This is a genomic window from Faecalibaculum rodentium (assembly GCF_001564455.1).
Lineage (GTDB): Bacteria > Bacillota_I > Bacilli_A > Erysipelotrichales > Erysipelotrichaceae > Faecalibaculum > Faecalibaculum rodentium.
Genome location: NZ_CP011391.1, coordinates 112,595 through 138,619 on the forward strand (window position 1 = coordinate 112,595; position 26,025 = coordinate 138,619).

Consider the following 26,025-nt stretch of genomic DNA (forward strand, 5'->3'; position numbering starts at 1 on the left):
GGATGCTCTTCCACAGATGGCCGTTATTCCGGCAATTTCCGGTCTTGACAGCTGACCGGAACGCTGTTTACAGGCAAAGCCGGCGGATGCGGCAAGGTTGCGAACGGCATTCCGGAATTCTCCGGTTTCATTTTCTTAAAAGATGGTCTCTTTTACAATACAAGACGCAAGGAGGACGCGACGAAGGAAATGAGAAGACAGACCGCTGGATTTGACAGAGAACAAAGCCGGAGAAATGCAGGCTGCATCCACAAAGACCTGGCAGCCCTGCATCTGGAGAATGTCTGCATTTCCAGAAAACCCGGACAGGAAGGCATGGACATCTGCACAGATCGGTACAAGGCCATGATCTCCTTTCATGACGACATCATCGAGCTGTATATCGAGGAACGTCTGACGGGTGCCCTGGTGTATTACCTGCACTTTGAGACGTACGATTATGAGGAATCCATGAACAACCTCCGGTCATTCTTCGATGTCCTCCTGGAGCGTAAGCCGGTTCCGGGAACAGAATGCACCGCAGCGGAAGGCATGCGGATCCTCATCTGCTGCACGAGCGGAATCACCTCTTCCATGTATGCACAGATCCTGCAGGAAAAGCTGGAGCCTGCAGGCGTGCAGGTGGATGCCCGCAGCTACATGATGCTGGAGCCTGCGGATGACCAGTATGACCTGATCCTTCTGGCCCCGCAGATCCGGTATGCGCTTCCTGACCTGCAGGCTCAGTATGGATCGGACAAAGTGCACATGATCAGCGCGATGGACTTCGCCACCGGCAGCTGGAGCGGGCTGCCCCTGGTTTCCTGACAGAGTTCCCGTGTCCTGTGCTCAGACAGTGAGGGAAAACGGGAGATCGAAACACAAAAAGCGGAACAGGCCGCTTTTTTTCATTTTTCCCCGCACTTTCCGGTATCCTGAAACTATATGGATCTGAAAGGGGTTGCACACAAACATGAAAGTCAAAAAAGCCATGCTGCTCTCCCTTCGAATCGGTCTGGGCAGCGCTGCAGCCATCTTTCTCGCAGATTTTCTGCATCTGGAAAGTGCCGCAGCCGCCGGGACGATTACGCTGCTCACGCTGCTGACCACCAGGGTGCAGACCATCAGGCTGATCATCAACCGGTTTCTGACCTTTGCCGGGACCATTGCTCTCTGTCTCGTGATCCTCCCCCTGTGGGAAAGCCAGCTGTTTTCCTTTGCGGTGCTGCTGGTGTTCATCGTGGCGATGTGTGAACTGTGTCATGTCCAGAACACCCTGAGCGTCAATGCCCTCATTGCCATGCACCTGGCCATCACCCATGGATTCACAGGGCCGATGATCGTGAATGAATTCTGCCTGCTCTGCATCGGGGTGGTGATCGCCTACATCATGAACATGTTCCAGGACTACAAAGGCATGGAACGGGATCTGGAGGCAAAGGTGCAGCAGACGGAGGAAGCCTTCACACGGCTGCTGCTGGAAGTGGTGCGTTACATTGAGGAGAGACCGGAGAACACTGAAATCTGGGAAGAGATGGGCAGACTGGAATCCGACCTCTTTGATTTCGTCAACGACGCCCGGCATTACCAGGAAAACCGGCTTCATACCCGGGAGGGCGTGTATGTCCAGTATTTCCAGATGCGGGAGCAGCAGCTTTCTGTGGTGCACGCCCTGCATTATCAGCTGCGGCACATCCGCACCATGCCGGATCAGTCTGTAATCATTGGCGAGTTCATCCGGGAACTGGCGGTGGCGGTTCCAAGCCGTTCGCTGCCGGAGGATCAGAAGCGCATGCTGGAGGAAATCTTCCGGCACATGAGCCGGCAGCCCCTGCCCGCCAGCCGGGAGGAGTTTGAATCCCGGGCAATTCTGTACCATGTGCTGTATGACCTGGAATCGTATATCAAATACAAGCAGGACTTCATTTCAGAACTGCCGCCAGAATATCTGCACCGGTTCGGGATCGTGGACCGGATCCGGACCTGAAGACCGGAGATCGTGTGTGCTGAGAGGTGCCGGATGGTGCACAGCAGGCAGGAGAGGGCCTGCCGACAGAAAAACAGCTGAAAAACAGATGGCAGATGCGAAAAAACTGTTGACTCTGAACCGGGAATCAGTAAAATAAATGTTGTTGTGGTGATGACAGCGATGTGGAAATACCTGTTCCCATCTCGAACACAGAAGTCAAGCACATCAACGCCGACGATAGCCGCAAGGCAAAAATAGGAAGTTGCCACTTCATCGAAACAGCCGGAAGGCTGTTTTTTTGCGCCTGCCAGACTTTTTACACTGACGGATGGGTCCGGAGATGCGAAAAACAGCAGCGTGTGGCTGCTGTGTCATGACCTCAATTCCGGCCCTGCGCTTACTCCGCTTCCGGCTGCGTTTCCGGCTTTTTCCCGCCAGAGCCCGCAGGATCCCTCCCGTCAGACTGACCGCCAGTTTCACGATACTTTTTGCGGCCGCAAGCAGAAAAGCCGCCACCAGCAAAAAGATTCCTTTCGTTACAGACCAAAGCACACGATCCATTCCGGGCATACAAATTTCCTCTCTTTCCAATGGAATGAGTACAGCATAAATAAGTACATGACTGATGCACAGAAAGGAACCCCTGATACAAAGAGTCCGGAAAACCGGTTCCCGACCCGACATGCGCGCTATACAATGAAGCCAGAAGGGCAATGGAGGAACCATCATGACAAGAAAACCATTCAAACCCGCCGCCTGGGCGCTTCCCCAGCCGGTGTCCATCATTGGCACATATGACGAAACCGGTACACCCAATGCCATGAATGCTGCCTGGACAGGGCAGTATGATGATACACAGGTCATTCTGTGTCTGTCCGCCGGGCACAAAACCACGAAAAACATCATGGCCCGCAGGGACTTCACATTGAGCTTTGCCACCAGGGACCAGATGGCAGCCTGTGACTATGTGGGCATGGCCAGCGGCAACACAATACCCGACAAAGTCGGCAGAACCGGCTGGACGGTGCACAAAGCCGGGCAGGTGAATGCCCCGGTTTTTGAGGAACTGCCCCTGACACTGGAGTGCCGCATGAACGGCCAGACCGACAACGGCAACATTGTGGCGGACATTGTGAACATCACCTGCGACGAAGCTTTCCTGGATGCAGATGGCAGGCCCGATGTCCGCAAAATGCAGCTGCTGTCCTTCAATCCCGTCAACCGGACCTATCTTGTTGTGGACCAGGAAGCCGGACAGGCCTGGAACGAAGGACGGAAACTGCTCTAGGCAGCAGTGGCCGCACACGCGCCTCTGGCGCAGTGAACCACCGGAGGTATCCGGTTCATCTGATTCGCGGAAAAACGCTAAAAACGCATCTTTTTCCGGATCAACCGTTGACATCCGTCGTGAAATCAGTAGAATAACTATTGTTCTGGTGATGACAGCGATGTGGAAATACCTGTTCCCATCCCGAACACAGAAGTCAAGCACATCAACGCCGACGATAGCCGCAAGGCAAAAATAGGAAGTTGCCAGTTCACATGACCCGCAAGGGTCTTTTTTTTCGCCCTGATACGGGGTCATCCTACTGGGCCGGCGGTACAATACTTCCATGAACATACGAACTCTTACACCGGCCGACCTTCCGGCCATCCGTGTCGTGAGCCGCAAGGCTTCCCTGCATCAGGACCGCACCCCGGAACAGTGGGCCCTTGCTGCCCTGAAATACGTCGATTACTACCCCTGTCATGCAGGCGATACCAGCCTGGCACTGGAGCTCGAAGATGGCAGCTTTGCCGGCTATGTCCTCTGTGCTCCGGATGCCGATGCCTATTTCCAGACCCTGGAGCAGGAATACAGGCCGCAGATCGAGACGCTGTCTCCAGGCAGCTATGCACCGTTTCTGGAAGCACAGTCCTATATCCGGGAGTTTGCCCGGGAGTATCCCGCCCATCTCCACATCAATGTCGTTCCCGAAGCCCAGAACCTCCGGGCAGGGTCCCGCCTCATGCAGGCTCTTCTAAAGCGCCTGAAGGAAAAGGGCATTCCCGGGGTGTGCCTGGGGGTGGACAGCAGCCGGAAGCAGGCTGTGCACTTCTACGAAAAGAACGGATTCACCGTTCTTCGGGATGCAGGCGACACCCTGTTCATGGGACGCCGGACAGACTGATCCTTCCTGCCGCCTGACCGGCGGCTTTTCTGTCTGCAGACCCGGCTGCGGATGCATGTTCTGCATCCGTTCACAGGAGCCCGTCATCGTCCGCCGGGAGCCGCCATCATACTGGAAATCATCATCGGCATGGATCGGCCCCGCTCCGGCCGGCACCGGCAGTGCAGAAACAGAAAACGGACCCGGCAGGAGCACCGGATCCGCATGACATCAGCCAGGCGCAAATCACCTGCGGCTGTCGATATAGGTCTGAATGTTGCGTTCCACGATCGCAAAGGGCACGCTGCCGTCCTTGAGAAGCGCCTGGTTGAAGTCCCGGCTCTCGAAGGAACTGCCGAGGGCTTTCCGGGCTTCGTTGCGCAGGGTCATGATTTTGTAATGCCCATAGTAATAGGACTGGAACTGTGCGGGGCAGAATGCGAGCTGGTCGTAGATGTCCGAGAGATCGCCGCTGCCGAAGACATCCCCGTACTCCTCATTGAATTCCTCCAGGGAGGCGCCCTCATAATTCACCGAGAGGTCCATGAGCGCGGTGTAGCAGTTGGTGAGCATCATCATCCAGTTGTAGAACTTGACGGCGTTCTGGGAAGCGTCGAGCCATTTGTTGGCCTGTCCCTCGACGTACGTGGCATAGCCTTCGGTGAAACCGCTGTTGTTCAGCATGTACTGAATGGGGTACACAAAGGTTTCGTGATCGTACTGTGTCTGATACATGTGACCGGGGATCCCTTCATGGGCGAGTGTGTCATACAGTGCCACGTCCGTGGTGTCGCTGCCGTAATCCACGGCGTTGAACCGGATGCGGCAGGGGGCGGTGTTGTCCACAGGGGGGATCATGAAATACGCCATGACACCGGGATTCGCCTGTTCCCCGCTCAGGGGCTGCACTTCGTAGTCCATGGCCTGCACCGTCGGGAAATCCCGCTGGTAGTTGTCCTCGAGGAACGCCATGATCTCATCCACCGATTCGAAGTCCGTCACCAGGTTCGTGGCTTCCTGCACGCTCTGCGGGTCTTTGTCCATCATGTTCTGCATCTGCAGGGAGAGAGAGACCACGGTTTTCTGCAGGTTTTCCTGCATTTCTTCCGGCGTATCCTCTGTGCCCGTGGCGTCGTGGGCGAGCGCCGTGTAGTAGTCCCGGCCGTTTTCCAGATTCGCCAGCCCCGTGATGTCCCGGGACTTGTTCTGCCAGGGCTTCAGGTCCCGGCAGATGCGGTCGAACTGCGGATAGAAGGACGTTTCCAGAGCCTTGTTGACCTGGTCCAGGTATGTCTCTTCGGTCTTCTCCGGCAGGTCCAGCGCACGGATCTCCTCCTGGAGATTCCGGCTGACGGCGGACTCGCTGCCGGCTTCGATGATCTCTTCGCATTTTTCCTGCACATCATCGTACTCCAGCATCAGCAGGCCGCGGTCTGCCTGTTCCTTTGTATAGGCCATGCAGTCGTCCACGAACCGCGGGGTGTCTTCCAGAAGCGTGATCAGCGGGGCGATGTCGGCTTCTTCCCGGATCTCGTACTCCGAGAAGGTCTGGACGAGACTGTCTGCAGGGTTGTTGTAGGCGTTCCAGATCTGGTCGAGGCAGTTGTAGCGCGTATCGTAGACCTGGTCGGCGACATCAAACTGGAAGGAAAGGGAGTCGTAAATCACCTGCTGGGTCAAGTCCAGGTCCGCGCGGTCAAAGGACTGCAGCCGCTCTGCCATTTCATCCTCGAGTTCCATGTCTTCTTCATCCGGGAGAATGCTGCCCAGGGTCACCTCCGCTTTGGCGGGATCGATCCCGAAGGATTCCGGATCTTCGAAGTAATGATGCAGGACCAGGTAGCTGTTTTCGCAGGTCTGGCGGACGTAGTCCTCTGTATAGGCGGTGAAATCCGGATCCGGGTGGGCCGCAGCGGCGGTGGATTCCGTCGAGTCCACCGTTTCCTGCTTATGAGGGGTGTCACCGGTATCCGGGTCGGCTTGCGGTGTCCTTCCGGCACAGCCGGAGAACAGAAGCGAGGCTGCCAGCAGCCAGGCAGCGGTGTGATGCAGTGTCAGTTGTTTCATGTTTGATTCCTTTGTCCGGGATTTGTCCCGTCTCTTGCACTGCACCCATTGTAACAGACGTTTCTTCCTTTCAATCCGGTTGCACGCCGCCACGGTGGTTCGCGGCCGATGATGGAAGAACCGGCTGCGGACGTCACGGGCCATCGCGGGACCACTATGTGGGTACATACGGGTCGGATTCGGCCGGTCTGGTGGCCGGCATCGGTCTGCATCTGGAACATAATATGAAACAGAATCCGGATTTCCTTCACTTTTTCGGGCATGCATCTTTTCTGACCCGGGTTAAGGTCTATAATGAAGGTGCCTGAAGAGTTTAACCGGGTTAATAAATGACCCGGGTCAACATCTTCGCACCAGATTCAAAGATTCACCGGCTCTGCTTCGTCGGGGAAGAAAGGGAACCGTCATGAATGAAGATTCAAGACAAAGACTGAACGCGGCTCTGGATGTGATCCGGAAAGTATACCGGACTGTGGATGAAAGCCTCAGTACCCGGGAGACTGGCATCATGCAGGCCGCCTATGATTCGCTCCTGAATTCAGGAAGCACCAGCCGCCAGGCCAAGAAGATCCTGGCCAGGGAACTGTGTGCCGGCATTCTTGCCACAGATACCGGATACGCCTTCTGCGAACGGGTGGCCATGGACAACGTGGCCATGATGCACAGTCCCATGAACCTGCAGGCCTGAGCCCGCGGACGCCACACTGATTCACAAACAGCACAAGGCCTTCTGCCGGCATGGATGACTCCATGTGCGCAGAAGGCCTTTTTCTTTGTCCGTGGTCCTGTATTTGTTCTCCCGCAGCAGCGCGGGGCGGGTTCAGCCGAATTGACCCGAGACGTAGGCTGCGGTTTTCTCCATCTTTGGATGACGGAATACCTGCTCTGTTTCTCCTTCTTCCACCAGATGACCCATCCAGAAAAACGCCGTCCGGTCCGCGATCCGCTGCGCCTGCTGCATGTTGTGGGTGACCATCACGATGGTGTACCTTTCCTTGAGCTTCAGACACAGGGCTTCGATGTGGGCCGTGGAAATCGGGTCCAGGGCACTGGTGGGTTCGTCCATGAGCAGCACCTCCGGTTTTACGGCCAGGGCCCGGGCAATGCACAGCCGCTGCTGCTGACCGCCGGACATGGACAGGGCAGAGGATTTCAGCCGGTCCTTCACTTCCTCCCAGAGACCCGCGCTTTCCAGCGCGTCCCGGACAATGGCATCCAGCTCCTTCCGGTTCCGGATTCCATGGGCGCGCGGTCCGTAGGCGACGTTGTCGTAGATGCTCATGGGAAAGGGGTTGGGTTTCTGGAACACCATCCCCACCCGACGGCGCAGAAGATTCACATCCAGTCCCTGCGTGATGTCCTGGTCCTCCAGGCAGATCGAACCGGTGATGCGGCAGCCGGGGACCAGGTCGTTCATGCGGTTCAGAGATTTCAGGAGGGTGGACTTTCCGCACCCCGACGGGCCGATGAACGCCATGATCTGGCGTCCGGGAATGGCCAGGGAAATGTCATGCAGAGCCTGTGACTGTCCGTAAAAGAGACTGAGGTTTGAAATCGTGAGCTTATCCATGCTGCCGCCTTTCCATGAACCGCCGGATCAGGGCGGATAAAGCGTTGAGACAGAGCACAGCCACCAGCAGGATCAGAGCCGTGGCCCAGGTCTGGGGAATGTGCAGGCCTTCGCTGGCCAGGGAATACATATGGACCGCCAGGGTCCGCGCAGACTGGTCAAGTCCGGTCACCAGGGTCACCGCTGTGCCCGCCGTGAAGATCAGGGCGGCGGATTCTCCGGTGATCCGTCCGATGGCCAGGATGGTTCCGGAGAGTATTCCGGGAAAAGCAGCCGGCAGGACCACCTTGAAGATGGTGTGCAGGTGGCCGGCGCCCAGCGCGAGGCTGCCTTCGCGCAGGGACTGGGGAACTTCCGACAAAGCCTGCTGGCTGGTTCTCAGGATCAGAGGGAGCACGATCAAAGCCATGGTCAGGGCTCCGGAAATCAGGGACATGCCCAGTTCCAGGAACCGGACAAAGAACAGCGAGCCGAACAGACCGAAAACGATGGAAGGCACACTGGACAGCACTTCGGCTGCCGCCGCAATCAGGCTGGCTGCGCGGCTCTTCGGGCGGGTGTACTCCGTCAGGTAGACAGCGCCCAGCACCCCCAGAGGCAGGGCAATGACCAGCGTCAGCAGGATCATGGACCCGGTATTCACCAGTGCCGGCAGCATGGATACATTCTCTGAGGTATAGACCAAAGAGAACAGATCCGCGCGAAGGGCCGGGAAGCCATTGACGAAAATGAAGGCAATCAGGTAGAACAGGAATCCGGCCACTACCAGCGCGGCTCCGTAAATCAGTCCGCGCTGAAGCAGTGTCGCAAAACGGCGGCGCAGGGTGGACCCCTGCCGGAAGGAGGAAGAAGACTGTCCCTTCCTCCTGTTCTTCTGTCGCCGGCTCCCGGGAACCGGCTGGGAGAATCGCGGGGGAGTCCCGAGTTCCAGCGGGGTGCCGGAAGAGACGGCCGCTGCGCTGGTCGAGGCAGCCGGCACGTCCAGCTGCAAAGCGGAAGGGATTCTTTCTGTTTTCATCTATTTGCACTCCTTTTCCGCAGCCATACCAGGCCTGCGATCACAGCGAGAACGATCACCAGCAGCACCAGGGCGGAGGCTGTCAGTGCCTGGCGATGCAGGTCGGCTGCGTAGCCCATTTCCATGGCGATATTGGCTGTCAGGGTCCGCACACCGCCAAGCAGGCTGTCAGGGAACAGTGGCTGGTTGCCGGCGACCATCATGACAGCCATGGTTTCTCCGACAGCCCGTCCCAGTCCGAGCACCACGGCCGTGGCCAGTCCCGATCTGGCAGCAGGAAGAACAGCGAAGAAACCGGAATGTTCGGGTGTAGCCCCAAGGGCCAGACTGCCTTCATAACAGCCTGGATCCACGGTTTCGATGGAAGACAGAGACAGTTCTGTAATGGTGGGAACGATCATCATGCCCAGCAGCACCGCAGCGCACAGAAGGCTGGTGCCGGTGCCGCCCATGTTCAGGCGGATCCAGGGAACGAGCACTTCCAGGCCGAAGAAGCCATACACCACCGAAGGGATCCCGGCCATGACCGAGACGACTGTCCGCATGAACGGCTTCAGGCGGGCGGGACAGAAGTGTGCCAGATACAGCGCGCAGAGAATGCCCAGGGGAGCGGCGACTGCCAGCGCGGCAATGGTCACGGCAAAGGTCCCCGCGATCATTGGCAGAAGTCCGAAACGGCCTTCCGTGGGTTTCCAGACAGTGCCGAAGAGCAGGCTTCCCAGGCCGATTTCCTGAAAAGCCGGCAGGCTCTGGACGACCAGAAACACCAGGATCAGGGCAATGGCTGCGGCGCTGATCCAGGCGCAGGCAGCGAAGAGAAACTTGCCCCATCCCTCCCGCCGGCTGCCTGGAACACTGGTCAGGCCGGCTGTGGCGGCGAGTCCGTCCTGCAGCCCTGGACCGCCTGGGTGATTACCCGAGGACATCGGACCACAGAGTCTTTTCGCCGGAGAAGATCTCCTTCACCTGCTCTGTGCTCAGGTCTTCGGCGGTATTGGACGGGTTCACGATCACGGCGATGCCGTCCATCGCAATCACCACCGGTTTCACGCCTTCCGTCAGTTCGGAGTCCTTGAGGTCCCGGCTGGCCATGCCGATATCCGACACACCGTCTGCTGCATCCTGGATCCCGGATGAAGAATCGCTCTGCTGGATCTCCACCTGGACATTCGGCTGTTTCTCTTTGTAAGCCTCGGCGAGTTTCTCCATGACGGGAGTGACGGAGCTGGAGCCGGAGACCACGACTTTACCCGAAACGTCCGCCGGGGTCCAGGTTGCAGTTGTGTCCAGCGGGATGCAGCCGTTGTCTGCCACCACTTTCTGCCCCTGATTGGACAGGATGAAGTCCATGAAGTCCTTTGCCGGGGCGCTCAGTTCTTCTTTGACCACAATGTTGAAGGGACGGGATATTTTATAGGAACCATCCTTGATGGAAGCGGCATCAGCGGGGGAGCCGTCGATTTTCAGCGGTTTGACGGAGTCATTCAGTGACCCCAGAGAAATGTATCCGACTGCAGCCGGGTCATCTTTCACGGTTGTCAGCATGACCGAGGTGGAATTCGTCACCGAGGCTGTCTGGGTGGTGCTGTCTTTTTCAGAACCATCCGCCTGTTTTTCCACCAGGCCTGTCAGCTCTCCAAAGGCGCTCCTGGTGCCGGACCCTTCTTCCCGGGTCAGGACATGGATTTCCTGATCCTTTGAAAATTCAGCAGGGGCATCCGGGGCAGAAGCACAGCCGGTCACCAGACAGGCCAGAAGCAGGGAAATACTGCCGGCACAAGCCTTTCCTAAAAATTTCATATATCCTCCTCGCCTTGTTCAGGCAGGACCATTATAAAAAGTCTGTGTAAAGCCAAAATCAACCCCATGCAAACAGGATGTAAATTATGAGACAAACCAGGAACAGCTGCCACTTGACAGAGAAATCCGGAAAGGATGCCCGGGCAAACCGGGACTGGGTGGAAAAGCCGGAGGCATGGCTGTCCATACCGGAAAGGCTGTTGTCAAATATACGGCGGTTTTTTAAAATGAACATACATGCGACCGGAAAAAGTGAATGGATGCCGTGTTAATGAATGTTTGAGAAAGGAGCAGGCAGACACCCGGCCGGGCATCCGTCTGCCTGAATGCGTATGAATCAGTCTGTAAAGAACATGACCACCGCCGCCCTGATGCTGGCACTCGGTCTTGTCCTGCCGTTTCTGACAGGGCAGATTCCGGAAATCGGATCTCAGCTTTGCCCCATGCACCTCCCCGTGCTCCTCTGCGGATTTCTGTGCGGCTGGAAATACGGGCTGGGCGTCGGGTTTATTGTCCCTCTGCTTCGCTCGGCGCTCTTTGGCATGCCTGTCATGTACCCCGCCGCATTAGCCATGGCCTTTGAACTCGGCACCTACGGCATGGTCGCCGGCTGGCTCTGGCAAGTCTCGAAATACCAGTGCACGAAAGCCCTGTACCGCTGCCTGATCGCCGCCATGCTGGCCGGCCGTCTTGTCTGGGGCCTGGTCATGATGCTGCTTCTGGGACTCGGCCAGTTCACCTGGCAGATGTTTCTGGGTGCGGCTTTTGTCACGACGCTGCCGGGTATCATTCTCCAGCTCGTGCTCGTTCCCCTGATCATGGTGGGCCTGCGCCGCGCCGGTGTGATCCGCTACCGGTCCCAGGCTGTCTGACATGATCCTCGTGGCCCTGGACGGCCGGTCCGCCGCCGGAAAAAGCACACTCGCTGACACCCTTGCCCGCGATACAGGCGCCCTGGTGTTTCACATGGATGACTACTTCCTGCCCCGGGATCTCCACAAGCCGGGGATTGCCGGCAACATGGACCTGACCCGGTTCAGGCAGGAGGTCCTGGAACCCCTGCGGGCCGGAATTACCGTCACCACCAGGCGGTTTGACTGCTCAGCCCAGCGCCCTGGTCCGGAAGAAACCCTGGAGCCGGCGGATCTCGTAATCGTCGAAGGCGCCTATTCCCTGCATCCGCTGCTGCGGGACTTCTATGATTTCCGGGTGTTCCTGGATATTGATCCCGAAACGCAGAAGGCCCGCCTTCTGCAGCGGGGCGGCCCGGACAAGACCAGGCAGTTTGAAGAAATCTGGATCCCGCGGGAAGAAGCCTATCTGCAGGCCTGCGGCATCAGGGAACTCTGTGACATGATCCTGGAAGCATGAGCATCCGGGATTTTTGTTCTGCCGATGATGGCCTTTCGGCAACAGCTGACAGATACCCCGGGCCTGGAGAACGGGCTGGTGAGACAAAAGAAAGGCCGCAGCCGGACCGGGCTGCAGCCTTCTTTATCTCTCTTTTGCCTGTCTTGCCTTTCCATTCTCCGGATTTTCCGCAGAAGCCATTCGGTGGACTACCGTCCGGCCGATCCGGTGATGGTGGATGTCAAAGATCTGCACAGACAGGGGATCCAGGAAAATCTCCAGCTGCGTGCCGTCCTCCGGAATGAAGCCATAGGTCCCCAGGACATAGCCGCCGAAGGTGTCATAGTCCTCCACCGGCAGCGTCACATTCAGAGCCTCCGCCACATCCTCCAGACTGGCGGATCCCATGATTTCCCAGGTATCTGCCGACAGCTGCCGGATGTCGTCGGGCAGCACGGCTTCATCCGCCTCCTGCATGCGCCCGAACAGCGTTTCCATGATGTCATGCAGCGTCACGATCCCCGTCATGCCGCCGTATTCATCCAGCACCACCGCAAAATAAGTTTTTTCCTTCTGCATTTGCCGGAAGAGATCGTCGGCCTTCATGTTTTCCGCCACAAACAGCGGCTTGTCCACACACTTGGTCAGAACACTCTCCAGGTCGGCGTTCGCCAGCCGGAAGTAGTCCCGGGTGTCCAGGATCCCGATCACATCCTCGCCATTGCGGCCGATGATGGGATAAAACGTATGGCGGTTGTCATGAATGACCTGCTTCCAGTCCCGGGCCTTGTCCTGCATGTTCAGGGACACGACCTGCGAACGGTGGGTGCAGATTTCATCCACGTCCGTATCATCGAGTTCAAAGACATTTTCCAGCAGTTCTTTCTGGGGCTCGTCAATGTCTTCCTCATCCGCTTCTGCCAGCAGTTCCCGGATCTGGTCCTCGGACACATCTTCATCTTCCACCGAGGGCAGCTTCGTGAAGAAACTGAACACAGCCAGCATACTGCCGATGGTCATCAGTCCGCGGGCAAGTCTGTCGGAAGCTTCCGGGCTTCGGCGGGCAAGCAGTCCCGGGATGAACAGTACGGCGAAAAACACCAGATACACGAGGGCAGCGCCGACCAGTATCTGGAACCAGATGGACAGGCCGCGGTTCAGGCAGAATGCAGCCAGCAGCCAGGCGGCTGCACTGACACAGGCGACCTGTGTCAGGCGAAGGGCGGAACGCGGGCGTCCTTCCAGTCCCGGCATGCCAAACTGCAACAGGGCGGCCGCCAGCAGAAGGGCGGCCATGATACAGGGATATGATTCCATGGAGTCTCCTTTATGTACTGATTATAACAGTCCGGCAGCAATGTGAAAGTGCATGGCAGGATGCGGCCGGGCTACAGAAGGCGGGGAGGGATGAGGCCGGCAGAGAAAGAGGCAGAAAGACGCGGAATCCAGCAGAATATGCGTATATCCGCAGTCATTCGTTCGACTTCCTGCTTGAAGGATCGATACAGGATGGATATTTGCATAGGATGTTTGTTTTTGGAGATAAGAGAATAGAAATGGCAGAAACTGGATTGTCTTTCTGCGTGGCTGTGCGGCTGCTGCATCATCGACACAACTTGTTACAGTCTTGTTCCAAATGTCATATCTATCCGGTATAGTGACTGTAGAAAAAAGAGAGGTTTTCACTATGAAGAAATTTCTGGCAGCCCTTCTGGGCGTGACGCTTCTGTTTGCGGCCGGCTGCGGAGCCAATCCCGAGGCGGAGGCAGTCAAGACCACTGCAGACAGTTTTCTGAAGGCACAGCAGGAAGGGAACCTGGATGAAGCCGCAAAGTACATGACGGAGTCCGCCGTGCAGGACATGGGGACGATGTCGGAACTGCGTGACAGTCTGAGCATGTATGAAGAAGCCGGTGTGTCCGGTGACACCCTGGACACATTCATGGACAGCATGCTGAAGGCCTATCGCCTGATCTGGGAAAAGTATGAAATCGGCGATGTGAAGGTGGACGGCGAAACTGCCACTGTGATGGTCAAGGTCACGGGCGTGCCCATGGAGGTCATGGAAAAAGAGATGACGGAGGAGTTCGGAGCCAATGTGGCAGGGCAGTGGGCAGAAGACCACATGGAGGAAATCCAGAACTATGCCACCGGTCATACCGAGGAGGAGACCTTTGCCTGGCTCATGGATCAGATGCTGCCGGCTGCGGGGAAGGAAGCCGAAGCGAAGATGGACGAAAGCGAACGCAAGGCCTCTGACTACCGCCTGACGCTGAACAAGGAAGGCGATGACTGGAAGATCAGCAACGTGGAAGTGAAATCCGAATAACCGGGCTATGGTTAAAACCGCGCAAAAATTGCATACTCTGTGCGGTTTTTTTTCTTGCTGTGAATATTTTCAGAATATAACAGGCTGTATATGCACGAAATATAAATAAAATCCACTATACTCGGTTAGTATTTCAGAATACACGCAGAAACGATATAAATCAGTCAAAAACGCTGACAGATGAAAGAGATTGAACGGTTATTCAAAGTTGCGGGTATCTGCCTCTGAAAAACAACGGCATCCTGTTACAGTTTCCCTATGACAAAGGGAGGTTTTGACATGAAGAAATTACTGACAGCGGCTTTCAGCGCGGCCCTTCTGTTCATGGCCGGCTGCGCCGACTCTGATACCGGTGCCGTCAAAGACACCACAGAGAGCTTCCTGAAGGCAGAACACGAAGGAAATCTGGATGAGGCCACCAAATACCTGACCGGGGATGCGACGGATATGTTCGAGTCCAGAGAAGATATGCGGGCTGATCTGAAGGGTTATGAAGACCAGGGGGTCAGCAACGAGACACTGGATCAGTTCGTGGACGCGCAGATCAAGGCATACACCATGGTGTGGGAAGACAGCAAAATCGATGATGTACAGGTGGGCGATGACACAGCCACGGTTCTGGTCACCACCAAAGGCATTGGCATGAAGGACTGGGAAAACATGACCACTTCCGGACTGTCAGCCGAGGTTGGCAGTCAGTGGATGGATGACAATATGTCCAGGATCGAGGAATACAAAAGCTCGCACACAGAAGAAGAGTATATGGCCTGGTATCTGGATCAGGTGGTACCTGTTTACGCACAGGAACTGGTGTCAAGACTGGATGCCGAGCCGCGTCAGACGACAAACTACCGGTTCTCTCTGGAAAAAACCGGTGATGGCTGGAAGATCAGCAATGTGGAGATCGGAACCCTCGAAGAGTCGGATGACCAGTGACACGGACTGGAGAAAAACACGAAAATAGAGTAGAGGGGAAATTCAGTGATTTCCGCCCCTCTCGTTGAACCGTACGTACGGATCTCGTATACGGCTCTACAGTTATATTGCCCTTGCGGGCATTCATGAATTTGCTATGATTTATTCTGTAAGTTCAGGTAACACCCGACCGGGTCGATCAGACCCGGTCGTTCTTTTTCCTTGTTGGGTAACGCAAGAACCTTTGGTGATAAGATGAAATTCACAGTCCTCCACCCAGTAGTTCGCCACAGGCCAAGTCTCGAGTTGGCAGTCTGCCGTATCTCTTCCTTGGAAAATCCCGTTTTGAACTGCTTGTTCAGAATCATGAGATTCTTGAAGAGCGTTTTCGGTCTTTTCCATTGCTTAAAGATCACTACCCGAATTTTGTGTCTTAGCCACTGTCCAAATTCTATTAAGAATCTTTTCATGGAACCAATACTGAAATAGTTGATCCATCCTCTGACTTTCTGATTAACTTTCGTAAACAGATAGGATAAAGGCATGGCAGCGGCTTTCCGACGGCACAGGAGCTCTTTCATATTCTTATAGAGTCTCTGTTTTCTGTCGTTTGCCGGCTTGCACTTCCATCCGTCTCTACCCTTCCAGAAAGTGAATCCAAGGAATGTACTTTCAGGTGGTCTGACTACATGCGTTTTGGTTGGCGAAACCTTCAGGAACAGTTTCCGTTCGAGCCAAGAGGATACAGATCTCATTACCCGGTTGGCGGCCATCTCACTTCGGCAGTAGATCGTGACATCGTCAGCGTATCTGACAAATCTCAATCCTCTGTTTTCAAGTTCCTTGTCAAATACATCCAGATAGATGTTGGCAAGGAGCGGCGAAATATTACCACCTTGGGGCGTCCCTAGGTCATTTCTATTCAGTTTCCCCTCTTCCATGACTCCGGCTTTAAGAAAAGAACGGATCAGATGAAGGGTCTCCTTTTCATTGACCTTCAGGCGAATGATCGAGATCAGTTTGTCGTGGTTGACCATATCAAAGAACTTTTCAATGTCCAGGTCCACGACCCACTCATATCCTTCGTTGAGATATTCCAGAGTTCGCTCGATGGCCTGATGGGCGCTTCGACCTTCTCTGAATCCAAAACTGCTGTCACTGAACGTGGAATCAAATATCGGATAAAGTATCTGATACGTAGCCTGCTGGACGACCCTGTCTACGACAGTCGGGATGCCCAAGGGCCTCTTTTTCCCATTTGGCTTGGGAATATAGGCTCTGCGGACAGGACTGGGCTTATATTTCATTTCCCGGATTTGTTCTGCAAGTTCATCCTCATTCACCTCCATCCATGCTCTGATCTCATCAACGGGCATGTCATCGATTCCCGCTGAACCGCGGTTTGACACTACCTTTCTGATGGCCTTCTCCATGTTGGAGGATTCCAGAATCAAATCTGACAATCTCATTTTGCGTTTCCTTCTTTCTTACAGAGACTCCCTGACCGTCTCCATCCATTTCACCGGCTCCGGTTACGATCCTTCACCTTATGACTATTCTGACTTTCGGACTGCAGGGTAATTACTCAAAAGCGATTCGCTCACTATAACCGGCAGGAGCCTTCAGTATTACTACCTACTATGCTCCGCTCTGACTTCTCGCAGTAAACATTTTCGGACCGTATGCCACTGGCACCACCATCGCTGTTTTTAAAGCTTATTGGACTGACGTCTGCGAGATCTCTCGGGGTAAGGCACACATCTTTCTCTGCACAACCTCCTGATTTACCGTCTTGGTTTTACGTTTGCCTTTTGGGCTTTGGTTTGTGTTGCAACCTCACCCGCCATTTGGCCTTGTATCAGGTTTCTGTTCGTAGGCTCGTCAGATTGGCTACACCGCTTCTTCCATCCCAGCCTCGCGGCTTTCGACTTGCGGTTCACTACACTTGGCGGCAAATACCCGTGACCGGACTTTCACCGGCTAGATGTGCGTCATGCCCGACACACAACAAGAAAAGAGCTGCGGACTGCAGCTCTTTTTGGCGTTTTACCTCATCCAGCCACGCAGGCCGTTTCGGCTGTCTGAACGTAGATGTAAAGCGAACTTTACACCAAACGCGGATCTGTATATACTGAAAATATGGAAAGCGCGCTTTACATACAAAAGGAGCGGACATGAAAAACTGTCTGGAGGCCCTGCGCAAAGAGCGGGGCATTACGCAGGAGGAACTGGCACGTGACCTGCAGGTCACGCGGCAGACCATCAGTTCACTGGAAAAGGGACGGTACAATCCCTCCATTCAGCTGGCGTTCAGGATTGCCAGGCATTTTCACAGGACCATCGAAGAAGTATTCATTTTTGAGGAGGAGGAAACATGAAACACAGAAATCTTATGACAGCTGTTCTGGGGATCATGCTCATGCTGGCCGGTCTCTGGGCCATGAAGCAGCTGCCTGTTCAGGAAAACAGCTGGCTGCGTGCCATTTGCGGCATGCTCACAGCCCTGGGGTGCGGATGGTTCGGCCACGGCCTGGCCGGACTTGTGCAGAACCGCATCCTCCAGCCCTATCCGGAGATCCGGCAGCAGATGGCCATTGAAGCCGCTGATGAACGCAATATTGCGGTGGCAGCCCGAGCCAAGGCCAGGGCCTATGATGTCATGACATTTGTCTTCGGTGCCCTGATGGTGGCATTTGTTTTCATGCAGGTGGATCTGGTGCCTATCGTGATGCTGGTCTGCACCTATCTGTTTGTGGAAATCACCGGAATCTGGTACCGCATCCGGTATGAGCGGGAAATGTGAGGGTTGGCTGCAGGCAGCCATCAACACCTGAAATCCACAACAACAGCCACGATCTGGATTATGTTGCATGGAAATGAGAAAAACCGCGCAAGACTGTTTGTACACTGCGCGGTTTGACTGTATTCGGGGATAAATCAGGCGGCCGGCTGTGTCACGGGAACCCGTGCGTCGCCTTTCAGTTTCTTCAAAGAAGTCTGCATGACTGGGATCGTCAGGGCAAAGGCAATGACATCGGCACAGGGTGCGGCCCAGAAAATGCCCTCGAGGCCCAGGAACATCGGCACCACCAGCGTGAAGACAATGAGCAGGCCGTCCCGCAGCACAGCCAGGAACGCCGACGACTTGCCATGGCCAATGGACTGCAGGAAGATGGCGCATCCTTTCTGTACACAGGTCAGAGGCAGAAGGCAAAGATAGATGCGCAGGCAGTTGCAGGCGAATTCCACATACAGTTCTGAGCTGGCGCCGAAAAGCTGCACGAAGAACAGCGGGAAAAACTCGAAGGCCATGGTGCAGACCAGACTCAGCCCGAAGGTCCAGGCCATGACAAGCCAGAACAGATGGGTGACGCGGTCCCATTTGCCGGATCCGTAGTTGTACCCCACAATGGGCTGTGCCCCGGCTGCCAGGCCGATGGCAATGTTCAGCACGATCTGGAACAGCTTCATGAGAACCACAAAGGCTGCGAGCGGAATGTCAGAGCCATACGCGGACAGCGCGCCGTAGTGAACCAGCAGAATGTTGTTGAGGATCGTGATGACCACAATGGAAAGCTGCGTGATCAGACTGGAGGTGCCAAGCATCATCACGCCAGTCAGGCTGTGCCATTTGGGGAGGAAGGACGGCCAGGAGAGGCGGAAATTTTTCGCCCGGAACAGGTAGCCGATGCAGAGCAGGAAGCTGACAAACTGTCCCGCGATCGTGGCAATTGCGGCTCCCTGGATGCCCCAGTGGAAGACGAAGATCGTCAGAGGATCGCCAATCAGGTTGATCACGGCTCCCACAATCATGGCACCCATGGCATACTCAGGCGACCCGTCGGCCCGGATGATGGAAGCCAGGCCGTTCTGGACCATGGCCAGCGGCATCATGGCGAATATAATGACACCGTAGGACCATGCCATGGGCAGAGTGGCTTCGGTTGCCCCGATCACAGTGAGCAGGCCGGTGCCGCCAAGATAACAAAGGGCAATCAGGACCAGACCGGTGATCAGGATGGCCATGACCGTGCTGCCGACAATGGCAGGCAGGGACTTTCTGTCATTTTCTCCCATCTTCATGGAAAGCATTGCGGCGCCGCCGTCTCCGAAAAACAGGGAGATTCCCCAGCCAATGACGGTGATGGGGAAAACGACACCCGTGGCGGCATTGGCTTCATAGCCGATGCCCTGGCCGACAAAAATCTGGTCGGCGATATTGTAAAGACACGATATGATCAGAGAAAAGATGCAGGGAACTGCGAATTTCGCAAGCAGAGAGGACAGCTTTCCACTGCCAAGAATTGCACTGTCGTTCATGAATCGATGCTCCTTCCGCGCAAATGCGGGCGGCAGTAAAAAGCAGCCGCCGGTGTTTTCCATCTGTACCGTTGCGGCTGCGAAAGCTCGTGTCGTTGTTGAAAACTCGATTTGTGCAATAGGGATTTTAGCAGAAACCTTTGGCCATTTGCAAAGAAGGTCTGTCCGCAACTGTGACATATTGTCACGGAATCAGGTCCTGCAAAACCAGGTATCATACCGGGCTCCATTCGCGATTGTCTGTCTTTTTTCGGGCCGGAAACCGTGGGCTGCATGATTTTTCAGGGCGCCAGCATGAAGGAATCCGGTAGAAGGCTGCGCACCGTATACCGTTTCTCCTGTGTGCCATTTGTCACGATGACGGGCGTATCCGGTTCCAGGAGTTCCGCCATCACCTGCCGGCAGGCACCACAGGGCGTAGTCAGGGACTCTGTGGGCGCATAGACCGTCAGGGAGGCGATCTCTTCCTTCGGGACACCGCAGGTCACCGACATGAACAGGACATTGCGTTCCGCACACATGCACAGGCCATAACTGGCGTTTTCCACATTGCATCCCGACAGCAGCGTGCCATCCTTCAGTTCCAGGACCGCTGCCACGGGGAAGTGCGAATAGGGGACATAGGCATTGGCGGCAGCAGACTGCGCCTCTTCCAGGATCCGCCGGTCAGTCACGGTCTGTCTCCTGCAGACCTGCGGCCTCCCGGTCCCGGACGAGCAGCATCCGCATTCCCCGGATCGCTGCTTCAATGGCCTGTTCTGTATCCCGGACCACCGGATTGGCCAGTCCGGTTTTTTCCCGTTCCTGGTTCGCCATGACCAGCAGCACGGCGCCGCAGCGCACCTTCCGGTACGCAGCCACGGTGAACAACGCCGCACATTCCATCTCGCTGCCAAGGACGCCCAGGCGCTTCCACGCCTCCCACTCCCCGTTGAGTCTGCCCGCCACAGGCATCCGGTCGGGATCGTGCTGGCCATAGAAGGAATCCTTGGTCTGCACCACACCCAGATGAGCCCTGGGTGCTGCCTGATGCAAAGCGGACATCACATCGAAATCCGCCGTGGCCGGCCAGGCCAGCGGGGCATATTCCCGGCTTGTTCCGTCCTGCCTGACTGCGGCAGTCGCAATGACCAGGTCGCCGCTTTTGACCTCCGGCTGAATCCCGCCGCAGGTCCCGACCCGGATAAACGTGTGGGCTCCCAGATCGGACAGCTCCTCCAGGGCGATGGCTGCACTGGGACCTCCGATGCCTGTGGACATCACCGTCACCGGTTCGCCATCCAGCATGCCAGTCCAGGTTTCGTATTCCCGGCTGTCCCCCACTTTCCGGGCGCTGTCCAGATGCGACGCGATTTTCTTCACCCGCTTCGGGTCTCCGGGCAGCAGCACATAGCGGCCGATGTCCTCTGCGGATACGCCGATATGATAGGGAAGTCCGTTCTGGCTGTATTTCATGATGTGTCCTCCTTTGTTGTATTGTACCGGCAGTCTGCCGGACAGCTCAATATGGTCAGAACCTGTTGAGACGGATATGATGAAGACAGATCCAAGAGAAGCAAGGAAAAGGAGAATCTTGTATGTCCACACCACACATTCAGGCAGAACCCGGTCAGATCGCCTCAACCGTTCTGATGCCCGGCGATCCACTCCGGGCAAAATACATCGCCGAGCACTTTCTGGAACATCCGGTCCAGGTCAACAGCGTCCGCAACATGCTGGGATACACCGGAAAGTACAACGGGAAAGACGTCACGGTCATGGGATCGGGCATGGGAATGCCCTCCATCGGCATTTATTCCTATGAGCTCTACAATTTCTATGGCGTCGATACCATCATCCGCATCGGCAGTGCCGGAGGACTGGCACCGGAGCTGGAGCTGATGGATCTCGTCGTCGGCGTGGCTGCGAGCACGGATTCAAACTATGCGACGCAGTTCAACATGCCGGGTATCATTGCCCCGACAGCGGATTTCGACCTGGCGATGAACGCGGTCTCTCTGTGCGACGAACTCGGGGTGCGGGTGATGGCCGGGAACATTCTGTCTTCGGATATTTTCTACAACGACCAGAAAGATGCGCTCCTGCGGTGGAAGTCCATGGGGATCCTGGCGGTGGAAATGGAAGCTGCGGCGCTGTACCTCAATGCGGCGAGGGCCGGGAAGAAGGCCCTGTGTCTGCTGACGATCTCCGACAAGCCCCTGGAGGGCAGCGGCCTGTCCAGCCAGGATCGGGAGACCGGCTTCACGCAGATGATGAAAGTTGCCCTGGAGCTCGTGCAGTGACGAGGCGGACCGGGGCATACAGACGGATTTTTGTCGTGGTGGTGGATTCCTTCGGGGCCGGCGGTGCGCGGGATGCGGCGGCGTTCGGGGATGAAGGAGCCGACACCATGGGGCACATTGCCCAGGCCACACCCGGCTGGAAGATTCCCGTGCTGATGAAACTCGGGCTGGGCAGTCTGAGGCCACTCGCCCACCAGACACCGGATCCGGCCCCTGTGGGCAGGTATGGGTTTTTGAACGAAGCATCGGCGGGGAAGGACACCATGACCGGGCACTGGGAAATGATGGGGCTCAAAATCGACACGCCGTTCCAGACCTTCGGGCATTTTCCGCCGGCACTGATCGAGGCCCTGGAACGGGAGACCGGCCGCAGGGTCATCGGCAACCGCCCGGCGTCCGGGACTCAGATCCTGGAGGAACTGGCGCCGGAGGAAATCGCCACAGGGCACATGATTGTCTACACCTCAGCGGATTCCGTCCTGCAGATCTGCGGCAATGAGGAGACGTTCGGACTCCAGGAGCTGTACCGGTGCTGCGAGATTGCCCGGCGGCTGACCATGAAACCGGAATGGAAAGTCGGGCGTGTCATTGCCCGACCCTATGTGGGGAAGAAACCGGGGGAGTTCGTGCGGACGGCCAACCGCCGCGACTATGCCCTGAAGCCCTTTGGCCACACCGTGCTGGACAGCCTGAAGGATGCGGGGTTCGAGGTGATTTCCGTGGGGAAGATCCGGGATATTTTTGACGGCGAAGGCATCACCGAGGCGATCCACTCCGATTCCTCGGTGCAGGGCATGGAGCAGACCATTGATCTGACAAAGCGGGACTTCACAGGGCTGGTGTTCACGAACCTCGTGGATTTCGACGCGAAATGGGGCCACCGGCGCAATGTGCCGGGATACGCCCGGGAGGTGGAAGCCTTTGATGAAAGGCTCGGGGAGCTGATGCAGGCCCTGAGGCCGGATGATCTGCTCCTGGTGACAGCCGATCATGGCAATGACCCCACCTGGACCGGCACGGATCACACCCGGGAGCGCGTGCCGCTGCTGGCCTGGAGCCCATCCATGAAGCAGGGAGGGCCGCTGCCGGAGCAGGATACCTTTGCGGCCATTGGCAGACTGGTGGCGGAAAACTTTGGCGTACCTGTACCGGAGATGGCGGAACTGAAGACACAGCCGGCCATTGAGCTGTAAGGAAAGATCCGCAGGATGTCGATGATGGCTGCCGGGGAGGATCATAAGTGGAACTTTTGTCGCACGTGCGCCAAAATATCCGGAATTTTTGTCACAGCTGCGACATTTTTTCCTTTACGGATTCGACCAGGCCCATCAGCCGACTCTGCAACACTTATGGACAGGACTGTCTTTTGATTCGGAGGGCCGGAGATTACACCTGTATAATCACCGGCCCTCCGAATCAATGTCCTATCATTATGTTATTATGGGAACGTGAAAACCCGCCGTACCTGGAGAGAACGGCGGGAGGAGGGAAGGTTATGAAGAAACTGAAGTCTGTGGGCTCTGCGATCCTCAACGCACTGTCCGGTTCGCTCGTACCTCTGATCCCGGTGCTGATCGGCGCCGCCATGTTCAAGACACTCCTGGCGGTCTTCGGCCCCGACGTCCTTGGCTGGATACATGCCGACAGCGATCTGTACATCCTGCTCAGTTTCGTCGCTGATGCAGGATTCTACTTCCTGCCCATCTACGCCGGCTATACCTCTGCGACCTACTTCAAAGTCAGCGGACTGCTCGGCATGTTCCTTGGTGCCATTCTGATCCACCCCACCTTTGCAGCCCTGGACCAGAGCCTGGTGGTGTTCGGCCTCACGGTTCCCAGTCTGGCCTATTCCGGCACCATTCTCCCCATCCTGCTCTCCTGCTGGATCATGAGCTACGTCTACAAAGGCGTGGAAAGAGTCATCCCCAAAGTCCTCCAGGACGTCTTTGTTCCCTTCCTGACCATTCTCGTCATGCTGCCCATCACCCTGTGCCTCGTCGCACCCCTGGGCACCTGGCTCGGTCAGTTCATCTGTGACTTCGTCCTGAGCCTTGGAAGCCTGGGCGGTATTGGCACGATTCTGTCCATGGCCCTCATTGGCGCCTTCTGGCAGTACATCGTCATGTCCGGCATGCACTGGATCTTCATCACGACCATCATCACCATTCTCGCCACCGGCGAAGTCGATGCCCTGATTTTCCCCGCCTGCACCGCCAGTTCCTTCTCCATAGGCGGCATGTGCCTCGGCGCCTTTCTTGCCCTGCGGGGAACCGAAGACAAGGCCAAAGCCATGAGCTGCGTCATTGCCCAGATGATTGGCGGCGTAACCGAACCCGGGCTCTATGGCGTGGGATTCCAGTACAAAAAGCCCCTGGCGGGGATGATGGCCGGGGGATTCTGCGGGGCGCTGTATGCCGGCATTACCGGTGTCGTGTGCACCAACCTGGTACCCGTGGCGAGTTTACTGGTGTTCCTGAGCTTCACCGGGGCCTCGGCCATGAACCTGGTCAATGAGATCATTGCTGCGGCCATAGCCTTTGTTGTTGCGGCAGCGGTGACGTTTGTGCTGATGAAATCGGGGGAGAAATAGGTGCAGAAGGGATAAAGTTTATCGACGATTTGGCAGATTCAGCCTTAAATGAGGGGCGAATCTGCCTTGTTTTTGAGGGAACGTCGATGGTTTTTGGCGTATAATCAGCTTGTATCCGGAGACTGGGACAGAAAACGAGTAGTTTTGTTCATGAACTGAAGACAGACTATGATTTTTGTCCGCGAGGTCTCAGGTAAATATTGTTCTTATTAAGGATTAACGCTTGATGACGTCGTCCAAGTCCGTATCAGGATCCGCATTTTGGTAAATATTGTTCTTATTAAGGATTAACGCAAGTTTAGATTTCTTAAACATTTTTTTATTTCCTTTCCTGGTAAATATTGTTCTTATTAAGGATTAACGCAATATAATTCTTGGTTTGTAAGCTCATAAACAGGCATATGGTAAATATTGTTCTTATTAAGGATTAACGCTCCACGTGTTGCACCAGTAAGAACCAGAATCGTTTCGGTAAATATTGTTCTTATTAAGGATTAACGCGTTTTCGATTTTCAGGCTGTCCCGCTCCTGCTGCTCGGTAAATATTGTTCTTATTAAGGATTAACGCCTGCCATTTCTTTGATGATTCCCTGCGTCATTGCTTCAGGTAAATATTGTTCTTATTAAGGATTAACGCAAGTGTTTCTGAAGTTTAGATTCATTAAACATTGTTTTAGGTAAATATTGTTCTTATTAAGGATTAACGCAATCTGCTTCACGGACAGCTTTCTTCAGATTACGGGTAAATATTGTTCTTATTAAGGATTAACGCCTGGAGCTCTGCTAGCACGTCATCAAACTCCGGATCGGTAAATATTGTTCTTATTAAGGATTAACGCCTGAAGTTTTTGGTATCGTGCCTCGTTCAGGAAGTTGGGTAAATATTGTTCTTATTAAGGATTAACGCTGGTTGTATCCTCCTTACATCCATTTCCAGTTACGGGTAAATATTGTTCTTATTAAGGATTAACGCTTTGTCGCTTCAATGATGTTCATGTGTGTGTCTCCTTGGTAAATATTGTTCTTATTAAGGATTAACGCTAGAATTCGTCCAGGTCTTCTTTGCTGGGAAATACCGGTAAATATTGTTCTTATTAAGGATTAACGCCGATGCCAGAGTCGTCAAAAAGATCATGGGCCATAAGGGTAAATATTGTTCTTATTAAGGATTAACGCCAGTCCCAGCCCTCAGTCAGAAGCATGCTGTTGAGGTAAATATTGTTCTTATTAAGGATTAACGCTCTAATTTGTCGTAATCTGCTGTCTGCATTTCGTCTTGGTAAATATTGTTCTTATTAAGGATTAACGCTGTTTCACGGATATAACATTTTACATCTGCGTTTGTGGTAAATATTGTTCTTATTAAGGATTAACGCGCAGCGCTGTCACCATCAATCTTCCCCGGGCATCGTGGTAAATATTGTTCTTATTAAGGATTAACGCTTTCCCTGGATGATTCGTTCATCCAGTTTTTTCTGGGTAAATATTGTTCTTATTAAGGATAAACGCTGTAAATATCGTTAAATCCTTCCCACTCTGCCACCTCTTCTAGGTAAATATTGTTCTTATTAAGGATTAACGCTCAATAGCCGTTGTCCTGCCTTTCGTGGTTGACCCGGGGTAAATATTGTTCTTATTAAGGATTAACGCAAGCAATTTTCCGTGTGGCACTGAGAAGATACAAAT

At 55.1% G+C, this 26,025-nt stretch carries 24 protein-coding genes, 2 rRNA genes and 1 CRISPR repeat array (1 of these 27 running past the window's edge); of the genes, 16 read left to right on the plus strand and 10 right to left on the minus strand.

Going from position 1 to position 26,025, the window contains the following annotated elements; genetic code table 11:
* The first annotated feature begins 189 nt into the window (after positions 1-189).
* The 6 genes from aalo17_RS00510 to aalo17_RS00540 all read left to right on the plus strand — a co-directional run bounded on the left by aalo17_RS00510 (position 190) and on the right by aalo17_RS00540 (position 4,119).
* Positions 190-807, plus strand: coding sequence for a PTS sugar transporter subunit IIB (locus tag aalo17_RS00510; protein ID WP_067554125.1), 618 nt, complete (start codon positions 190-192; stop codon positions 805-807).
* A 145-nt stretch (positions 808-952) separates the two neighbouring features.
* Positions 953-1,966, plus strand: coding sequence for an aromatic acid exporter family protein (locus aalo17_RS00515; protein ID WP_067554128.1), 1,014 nt, complete (start codon positions 953-955; stop codon positions 1,964-1,966).
* Between the two features lie 146 nt (positions 1,967-2,112).
* Positions 2,113-2,219: ribosomal RNA gene (gene rrf / locus aalo17_RS00520) — 5S ribosomal RNA — on the plus strand.
* A 456-nt stretch (positions 2,220-2,675) separates the two neighbouring features.
* On the plus strand, positions 2,676-3,236 hold the full coding sequence (locus tag aalo17_RS00530; RefSeq protein WP_067554135.1) for a flavin reductase family protein: 561 nt from the start codon (positions 2,676-2,678) through the stop codon (positions 3,234-3,236).
* Positions 3,237-3,380: 144 nt separating this feature from the next.
* A 5S ribosomal RNA gene (gene rrf, locus aalo17_RS00535) occupies positions 3,381-3,487 on the plus strand.
* Positions 3,488-3,561: 74 nt separating this feature from the next.
* Entirely contained in the window at positions 3,562-4,119 is a 558-nt protein-coding gene (locus aalo17_RS00540) for a GNAT family N-acetyltransferase (RefSeq protein ID WP_067554138.1), read from the plus strand.
* A 225-nt stretch (positions 4,120-4,344) separates the two neighbouring features.
* On the opposite strand, the gene aalo17_RS00550 is transcribed toward aalo17_RS00540, so the two are convergent.
* Positions 4,345-6,165 (minus strand): DUF885 family protein, encoded by a 1,821-nt coding sequence (locus tag aalo17_RS00550; RefSeq protein ID WP_067554144.1) that lies wholly within the window; start codon positions 6,163-6,165, stop codon positions 4,345-4,347.
* 406 nt (positions 6,166-6,571) lie between these two features.
* On the opposite strand from aalo17_RS00550, the gene aalo17_RS00555 reads away from it, so the two are divergent.
* Positions 6,572-6,853, plus strand: coding sequence for a hypothetical protein (locus aalo17_RS00555; protein ID WP_067554147.1), 282 nt, complete (start codon positions 6,572-6,574; stop codon positions 6,851-6,853).
* 132 nt (positions 6,854-6,985) lie between these two features.
* Here aalo17_RS00555 and pstB read toward each other — a convergent pair whose 3' ends face one another.
* Genes pstB through aalo17_RS00575 form a run of 4 tightly spaced genes read right to left on the minus strand, consistent with a single transcriptional unit; the run spans position 6,986 to position 10,553 of the window.
* Positions 6,986-7,735 (minus strand): phosphate ABC transporter ATP-binding protein PstB, encoded by a 750-nt coding sequence (pstB, locus tag aalo17_RS00560; protein WP_067554150.1) that lies wholly within the window; start codon positions 7,733-7,735, stop codon positions 6,986-6,988.
* Positions 7,728-8,753 carry a phosphate ABC transporter permease PstA gene (gene pstA, locus aalo17_RS00565; protein WP_082743148.1) on the minus strand — a complete coding sequence of 342 codons (1,026 nt, stop codon included), beginning with the start codon at positions 8,751-8,753 and terminating at the stop codon, positions 7,728-7,730. Before pstA ends, pstB begins: the two co-directional genes overlap by 8 nt.
* A complete protein-coding gene (gene pstC / locus aalo17_RS00570; protein ID WP_082743149.1) occupies positions 8,750-9,679 on the minus strand; it encodes a phosphate ABC transporter permease subunit PstC in 930 nt (309 codons plus the stop codon). Before pstC ends, pstA begins: the two co-directional genes overlap by 4 nt.
* Positions 9,666-10,553: a substrate-binding domain-containing protein gene (locus aalo17_RS00575; protein WP_067554153.1), complete on the minus strand. Its 888-nt coding sequence runs from the start codon at positions 10,551-10,553 to the stop codon at positions 9,666-9,668. The genes pstC and aalo17_RS00575 overlap by 14 nt, the downstream gene beginning before the upstream one ends.
* Before the next feature lie 332 nt (positions 10,554-10,885).
* On the opposite strand from aalo17_RS00575, the gene aalo17_RS00580 reads away from it, so the two are divergent.
* Positions 10,886-11,425 carry an ECF transporter S component gene (locus aalo17_RS00580; RefSeq protein ID WP_203225830.1) on the plus strand — a complete coding sequence of 180 codons (540 nt, stop codon included), beginning with the start codon at positions 10,886-10,888 and terminating at the stop codon, positions 11,423-11,425.
* A gap of 1 nt (position 11,426) precedes the next feature.
* The gene (locus tag aalo17_RS00585) at positions 11,427-11,924 is read left to right on the plus strand and encodes a uridine kinase family protein (protein WP_067554161.1); all 498 of its coding nucleotides are present in this window, start codon (positions 11,427-11,429) and stop codon (positions 11,922-11,924) included.
* Between the two features lie 123 nt (positions 11,925-12,047).
* Here the strand turns inward: aalo17_RS00585 and aalo17_RS00590 are convergent, their stop codons facing one another.
* Positions 12,048-13,220, minus strand: coding sequence for a hemolysin family protein (locus aalo17_RS00590; protein WP_067554164.1), 1,173 nt, complete (start codon positions 13,218-13,220; stop codon positions 12,048-12,050).
* A gap of 370 nt (positions 13,221-13,590) precedes the next feature.
* On the opposite strand from aalo17_RS00590, the gene aalo17_RS00595 reads away from it, so the two are divergent.
* On the plus strand, positions 13,591-14,232 hold the full coding sequence (locus aalo17_RS00595) for a nuclear transport factor 2 family protein (RefSeq protein ID WP_067554167.1): 642 nt from the start codon (positions 13,591-13,593) through the stop codon (positions 14,230-14,232).
* 279 nt (positions 14,233-14,511) lie between these two features.
* The gene (locus tag aalo17_RS00600) at positions 14,512-15,168 is read left to right on the plus strand and encodes a hypothetical protein (protein WP_067554170.1); all 657 of its coding nucleotides are present in this window, start codon (positions 14,512-14,514) and stop codon (positions 15,166-15,168) included.
* A gap of 134 nt (positions 15,169-15,302) precedes the next feature.
* On the opposite strand, the gene ltrA is transcribed toward aalo17_RS00600, so the two are convergent.
* Complete coding sequence (ltrA, locus tag aalo17_RS00605; protein ID WP_067554174.1) at positions 15,303-16,616, minus strand: group II intron reverse transcriptase/maturase; 1,314 nt, start codon at positions 16,614-16,616, stop codon at positions 15,303-15,305.
* A 705-nt stretch (positions 16,617-17,321) separates the two neighbouring features.
* On the opposite strand from ltrA, the gene aalo17_RS00610 reads away from it, so the two are divergent.
* Both aalo17_RS00610 and aalo17_RS00615 read left to right on the plus strand, forming a co-directional pair.
* The gene (locus aalo17_RS00610) at positions 17,322-17,525 is read left to right on the plus strand and encodes a helix-turn-helix transcriptional regulator (RefSeq protein WP_067554177.1); all 204 of its coding nucleotides are present in this window, start codon (positions 17,322-17,324) and stop codon (positions 17,523-17,525) included.
* Complete coding sequence (locus tag aalo17_RS00615; protein ID WP_067554180.1) at positions 17,522-17,950, plus strand: hypothetical protein; 429 nt, start codon at positions 17,522-17,524, stop codon at positions 17,948-17,950. Before aalo17_RS00610 ends, aalo17_RS00615 begins: the two co-directional genes overlap by 4 nt.
* Before the next feature lie 134 nt (positions 17,951-18,084).
* Here the strand turns inward: aalo17_RS00615 and aalo17_RS00620 are convergent, their stop codons facing one another.
* The 3 genes from aalo17_RS00620 to udp all read right to left on the minus strand — a co-directional run bounded on the left by aalo17_RS00620 (position 18,085) and on the right by udp (position 20,922).
* Complete coding sequence (locus aalo17_RS00620) at positions 18,085-19,467, minus strand: MATE family efflux transporter (protein ID WP_067554183.1); 1,383 nt, start codon at positions 19,465-19,467, stop codon at positions 18,085-18,087.
* Between the two features lie 281 nt (positions 19,468-19,748).
* Entirely contained in the window at positions 19,749-20,141 is a 393-nt protein-coding gene (gene cdd, locus aalo17_RS00625; protein WP_067554186.1) for a cytidine deaminase, read from the minus strand.
* Entirely contained in the window at positions 20,134-20,922 is a 789-nt protein-coding gene (gene udp / locus aalo17_RS00630; protein ID WP_067554189.1) for a uridine phosphorylase, read from the minus strand. The genes cdd and udp overlap by 8 nt, the downstream gene beginning before the upstream one ends.
* A 122-nt stretch (positions 20,923-21,044) precedes the next feature.
* On the opposite strand from udp, the gene deoD reads away from it, so the two are divergent.
* The 3 genes from deoD (at position 21,045) to aalo17_RS00645 (ending at position 24,339) form a co-directional block, all read left to right on the plus strand.
* Entirely contained in the window at positions 21,045-21,749 is a 705-nt protein-coding gene (gene deoD / locus aalo17_RS00635; protein ID WP_067554192.1) for a purine-nucleoside phosphorylase, read from the plus strand.
* Positions 21,746-22,942, plus strand: coding sequence for a phosphopentomutase (locus tag aalo17_RS00640; protein WP_067554195.1), 1,197 nt, complete (start codon positions 21,746-21,748; stop codon positions 22,940-22,942). Before deoD ends, aalo17_RS00640 begins: the two co-directional genes overlap by 4 nt.
* A gap of 302 nt (positions 22,943-23,244) precedes the next feature.
* Entirely contained in the window at positions 23,245-24,339 is a 1,095-nt protein-coding gene (locus tag aalo17_RS00645) for a PTS transporter subunit EIIC (protein ID WP_067554198.1), read from the plus strand.
* A gap of 192 nt (positions 24,340-24,531) precedes the next feature.
* A CRISPR array of direct repeats spans positions 24,532-26,025; the repeat unit is 31 nt; unit sequence GGTAAATATTGTTCTTATTAAGGATTAACGC; it runs 578 nt beyond the window's last position.

Bases quoted from the DNA above. Each gene is read 5' to 3' on its own strand.
- aalo17_RS00510 (WP_067554125.1), top strand. From the start codon at position 190: ATGAGAAGACAGACCGCTGGATTTGACAGAGAACAAAGCCGGAGAAAT.
- aalo17_RS00515 (WP_067554128.1), top strand. From the start codon at position 953: ATGAAAGTCAAAAAAGCCATGCTGCTCTCCCTTCGAATCGGTCTGGGC.
- aalo17_RS00530 (WP_067554135.1), top strand. From the start codon at position 2,676: ATGACAAGAAAACCATTCAAACCCGCCGCCTGGGCGCTTCCCCAGCCG.
- aalo17_RS00540 (WP_067554138.1), top strand. From the start codon at position 3,562: ATGAACATACGAACTCTTACACCGGCCGACCTTCCGGCCATCCGTGTC.
- aalo17_RS00550 (WP_067554144.1), bottom strand. From the start codon at position 6,165: ATGAAACAACTGACACTGCATCACACCGCTGCCTGGCTGCTGGCAGCC.
- aalo17_RS00555 (WP_067554147.1), top strand. From the start codon at position 6,572: ATGAATGAAGATTCAAGACAAAGACTGAACGCGGCTCTGGATGTGATC.
- pstB (WP_067554150.1), bottom strand. From the start codon at position 7,735: ATGGATAAGCTCACGATTTCAAACCTCAGTCTCTTTTACGGACAGTCA.
- pstA (WP_082743148.1), bottom strand. From the start codon at position 8,753: ATGAAAACAGAAAGAATCCCTTCCGCTTTGCAGCTGGACGTGCCGGCT.
- pstC (WP_082743149.1), bottom strand. From the start codon at position 9,679: ATGTCCTCGGGTAATCACCCAGGCGGTCCAGGGCTGCAGGACGGACTC.
- aalo17_RS00575 (WP_067554153.1), bottom strand. From the start codon at position 10,553: ATGAAATTTTTAGGAAAGGCTTGTGCCGGCAGTATTTCCCTGCTTCTG.
- aalo17_RS00580 (WP_203225830.1), top strand. From the start codon at position 10,886: ATGAATCAGTCTGTAAAGAACATGACCACCGCCGCCCTGATGCTGGCA.
- aalo17_RS00585 (WP_067554161.1), top strand. From the start codon at position 11,427: ATGATCCTCGTGGCCCTGGACGGCCGGTCCGCCGCCGGAAAAAGCACA.
- aalo17_RS00590 (WP_067554164.1), bottom strand. From the start codon at position 13,220: ATGGAATCATATCCCTGTATCATGGCCGCCCTTCTGCTGGCGGCCGCC.
- aalo17_RS00595 (WP_067554167.1), top strand. From the start codon at position 13,591: ATGAAGAAATTTCTGGCAGCCCTTCTGGGCGTGACGCTTCTGTTTGCG.
- aalo17_RS00600 (WP_067554170.1), top strand. From the start codon at position 14,512: ATGAAGAAATTACTGACAGCGGCTTTCAGCGCGGCCCTTCTGTTCATG.
- ltrA (WP_067554174.1), bottom strand. From the start codon at position 16,616: ATGAGATTGTCAGATTTGATTCTGGAATCCTCCAACATGGAGAAGGCC.
- aalo17_RS00610 (WP_067554177.1), top strand. From the start codon at position 17,322: ATGAAAAACTGTCTGGAGGCCCTGCGCAAAGAGCGGGGCATTACGCAG.
- aalo17_RS00615 (WP_067554180.1), top strand. From the start codon at position 17,522: ATGAAACACAGAAATCTTATGACAGCTGTTCTGGGGATCATGCTCATG.
- aalo17_RS00620 (WP_067554183.1), bottom strand. From the start codon at position 19,467: ATGAACGACAGTGCAATTCTTGGCAGTGGAAAGCTGTCCTCTCTGCTT.
- udp (WP_067554189.1), bottom strand. From the start codon at position 20,922: ATGAAATACAGCCAGAACGGACTTCCCTATCATATCGGCGTATCCGCA.
- deoD (WP_067554192.1), top strand. From the start codon at position 21,045: ATGTCCACACCACACATTCAGGCAGAACCCGGTCAGATCGCCTCAACC.
- aalo17_RS00645 (WP_067554198.1), top strand. From the start codon at position 23,245: ATGAAGAAACTGAAGTCTGTGGGCTCTGCGATCCTCAACGCACTGTCC.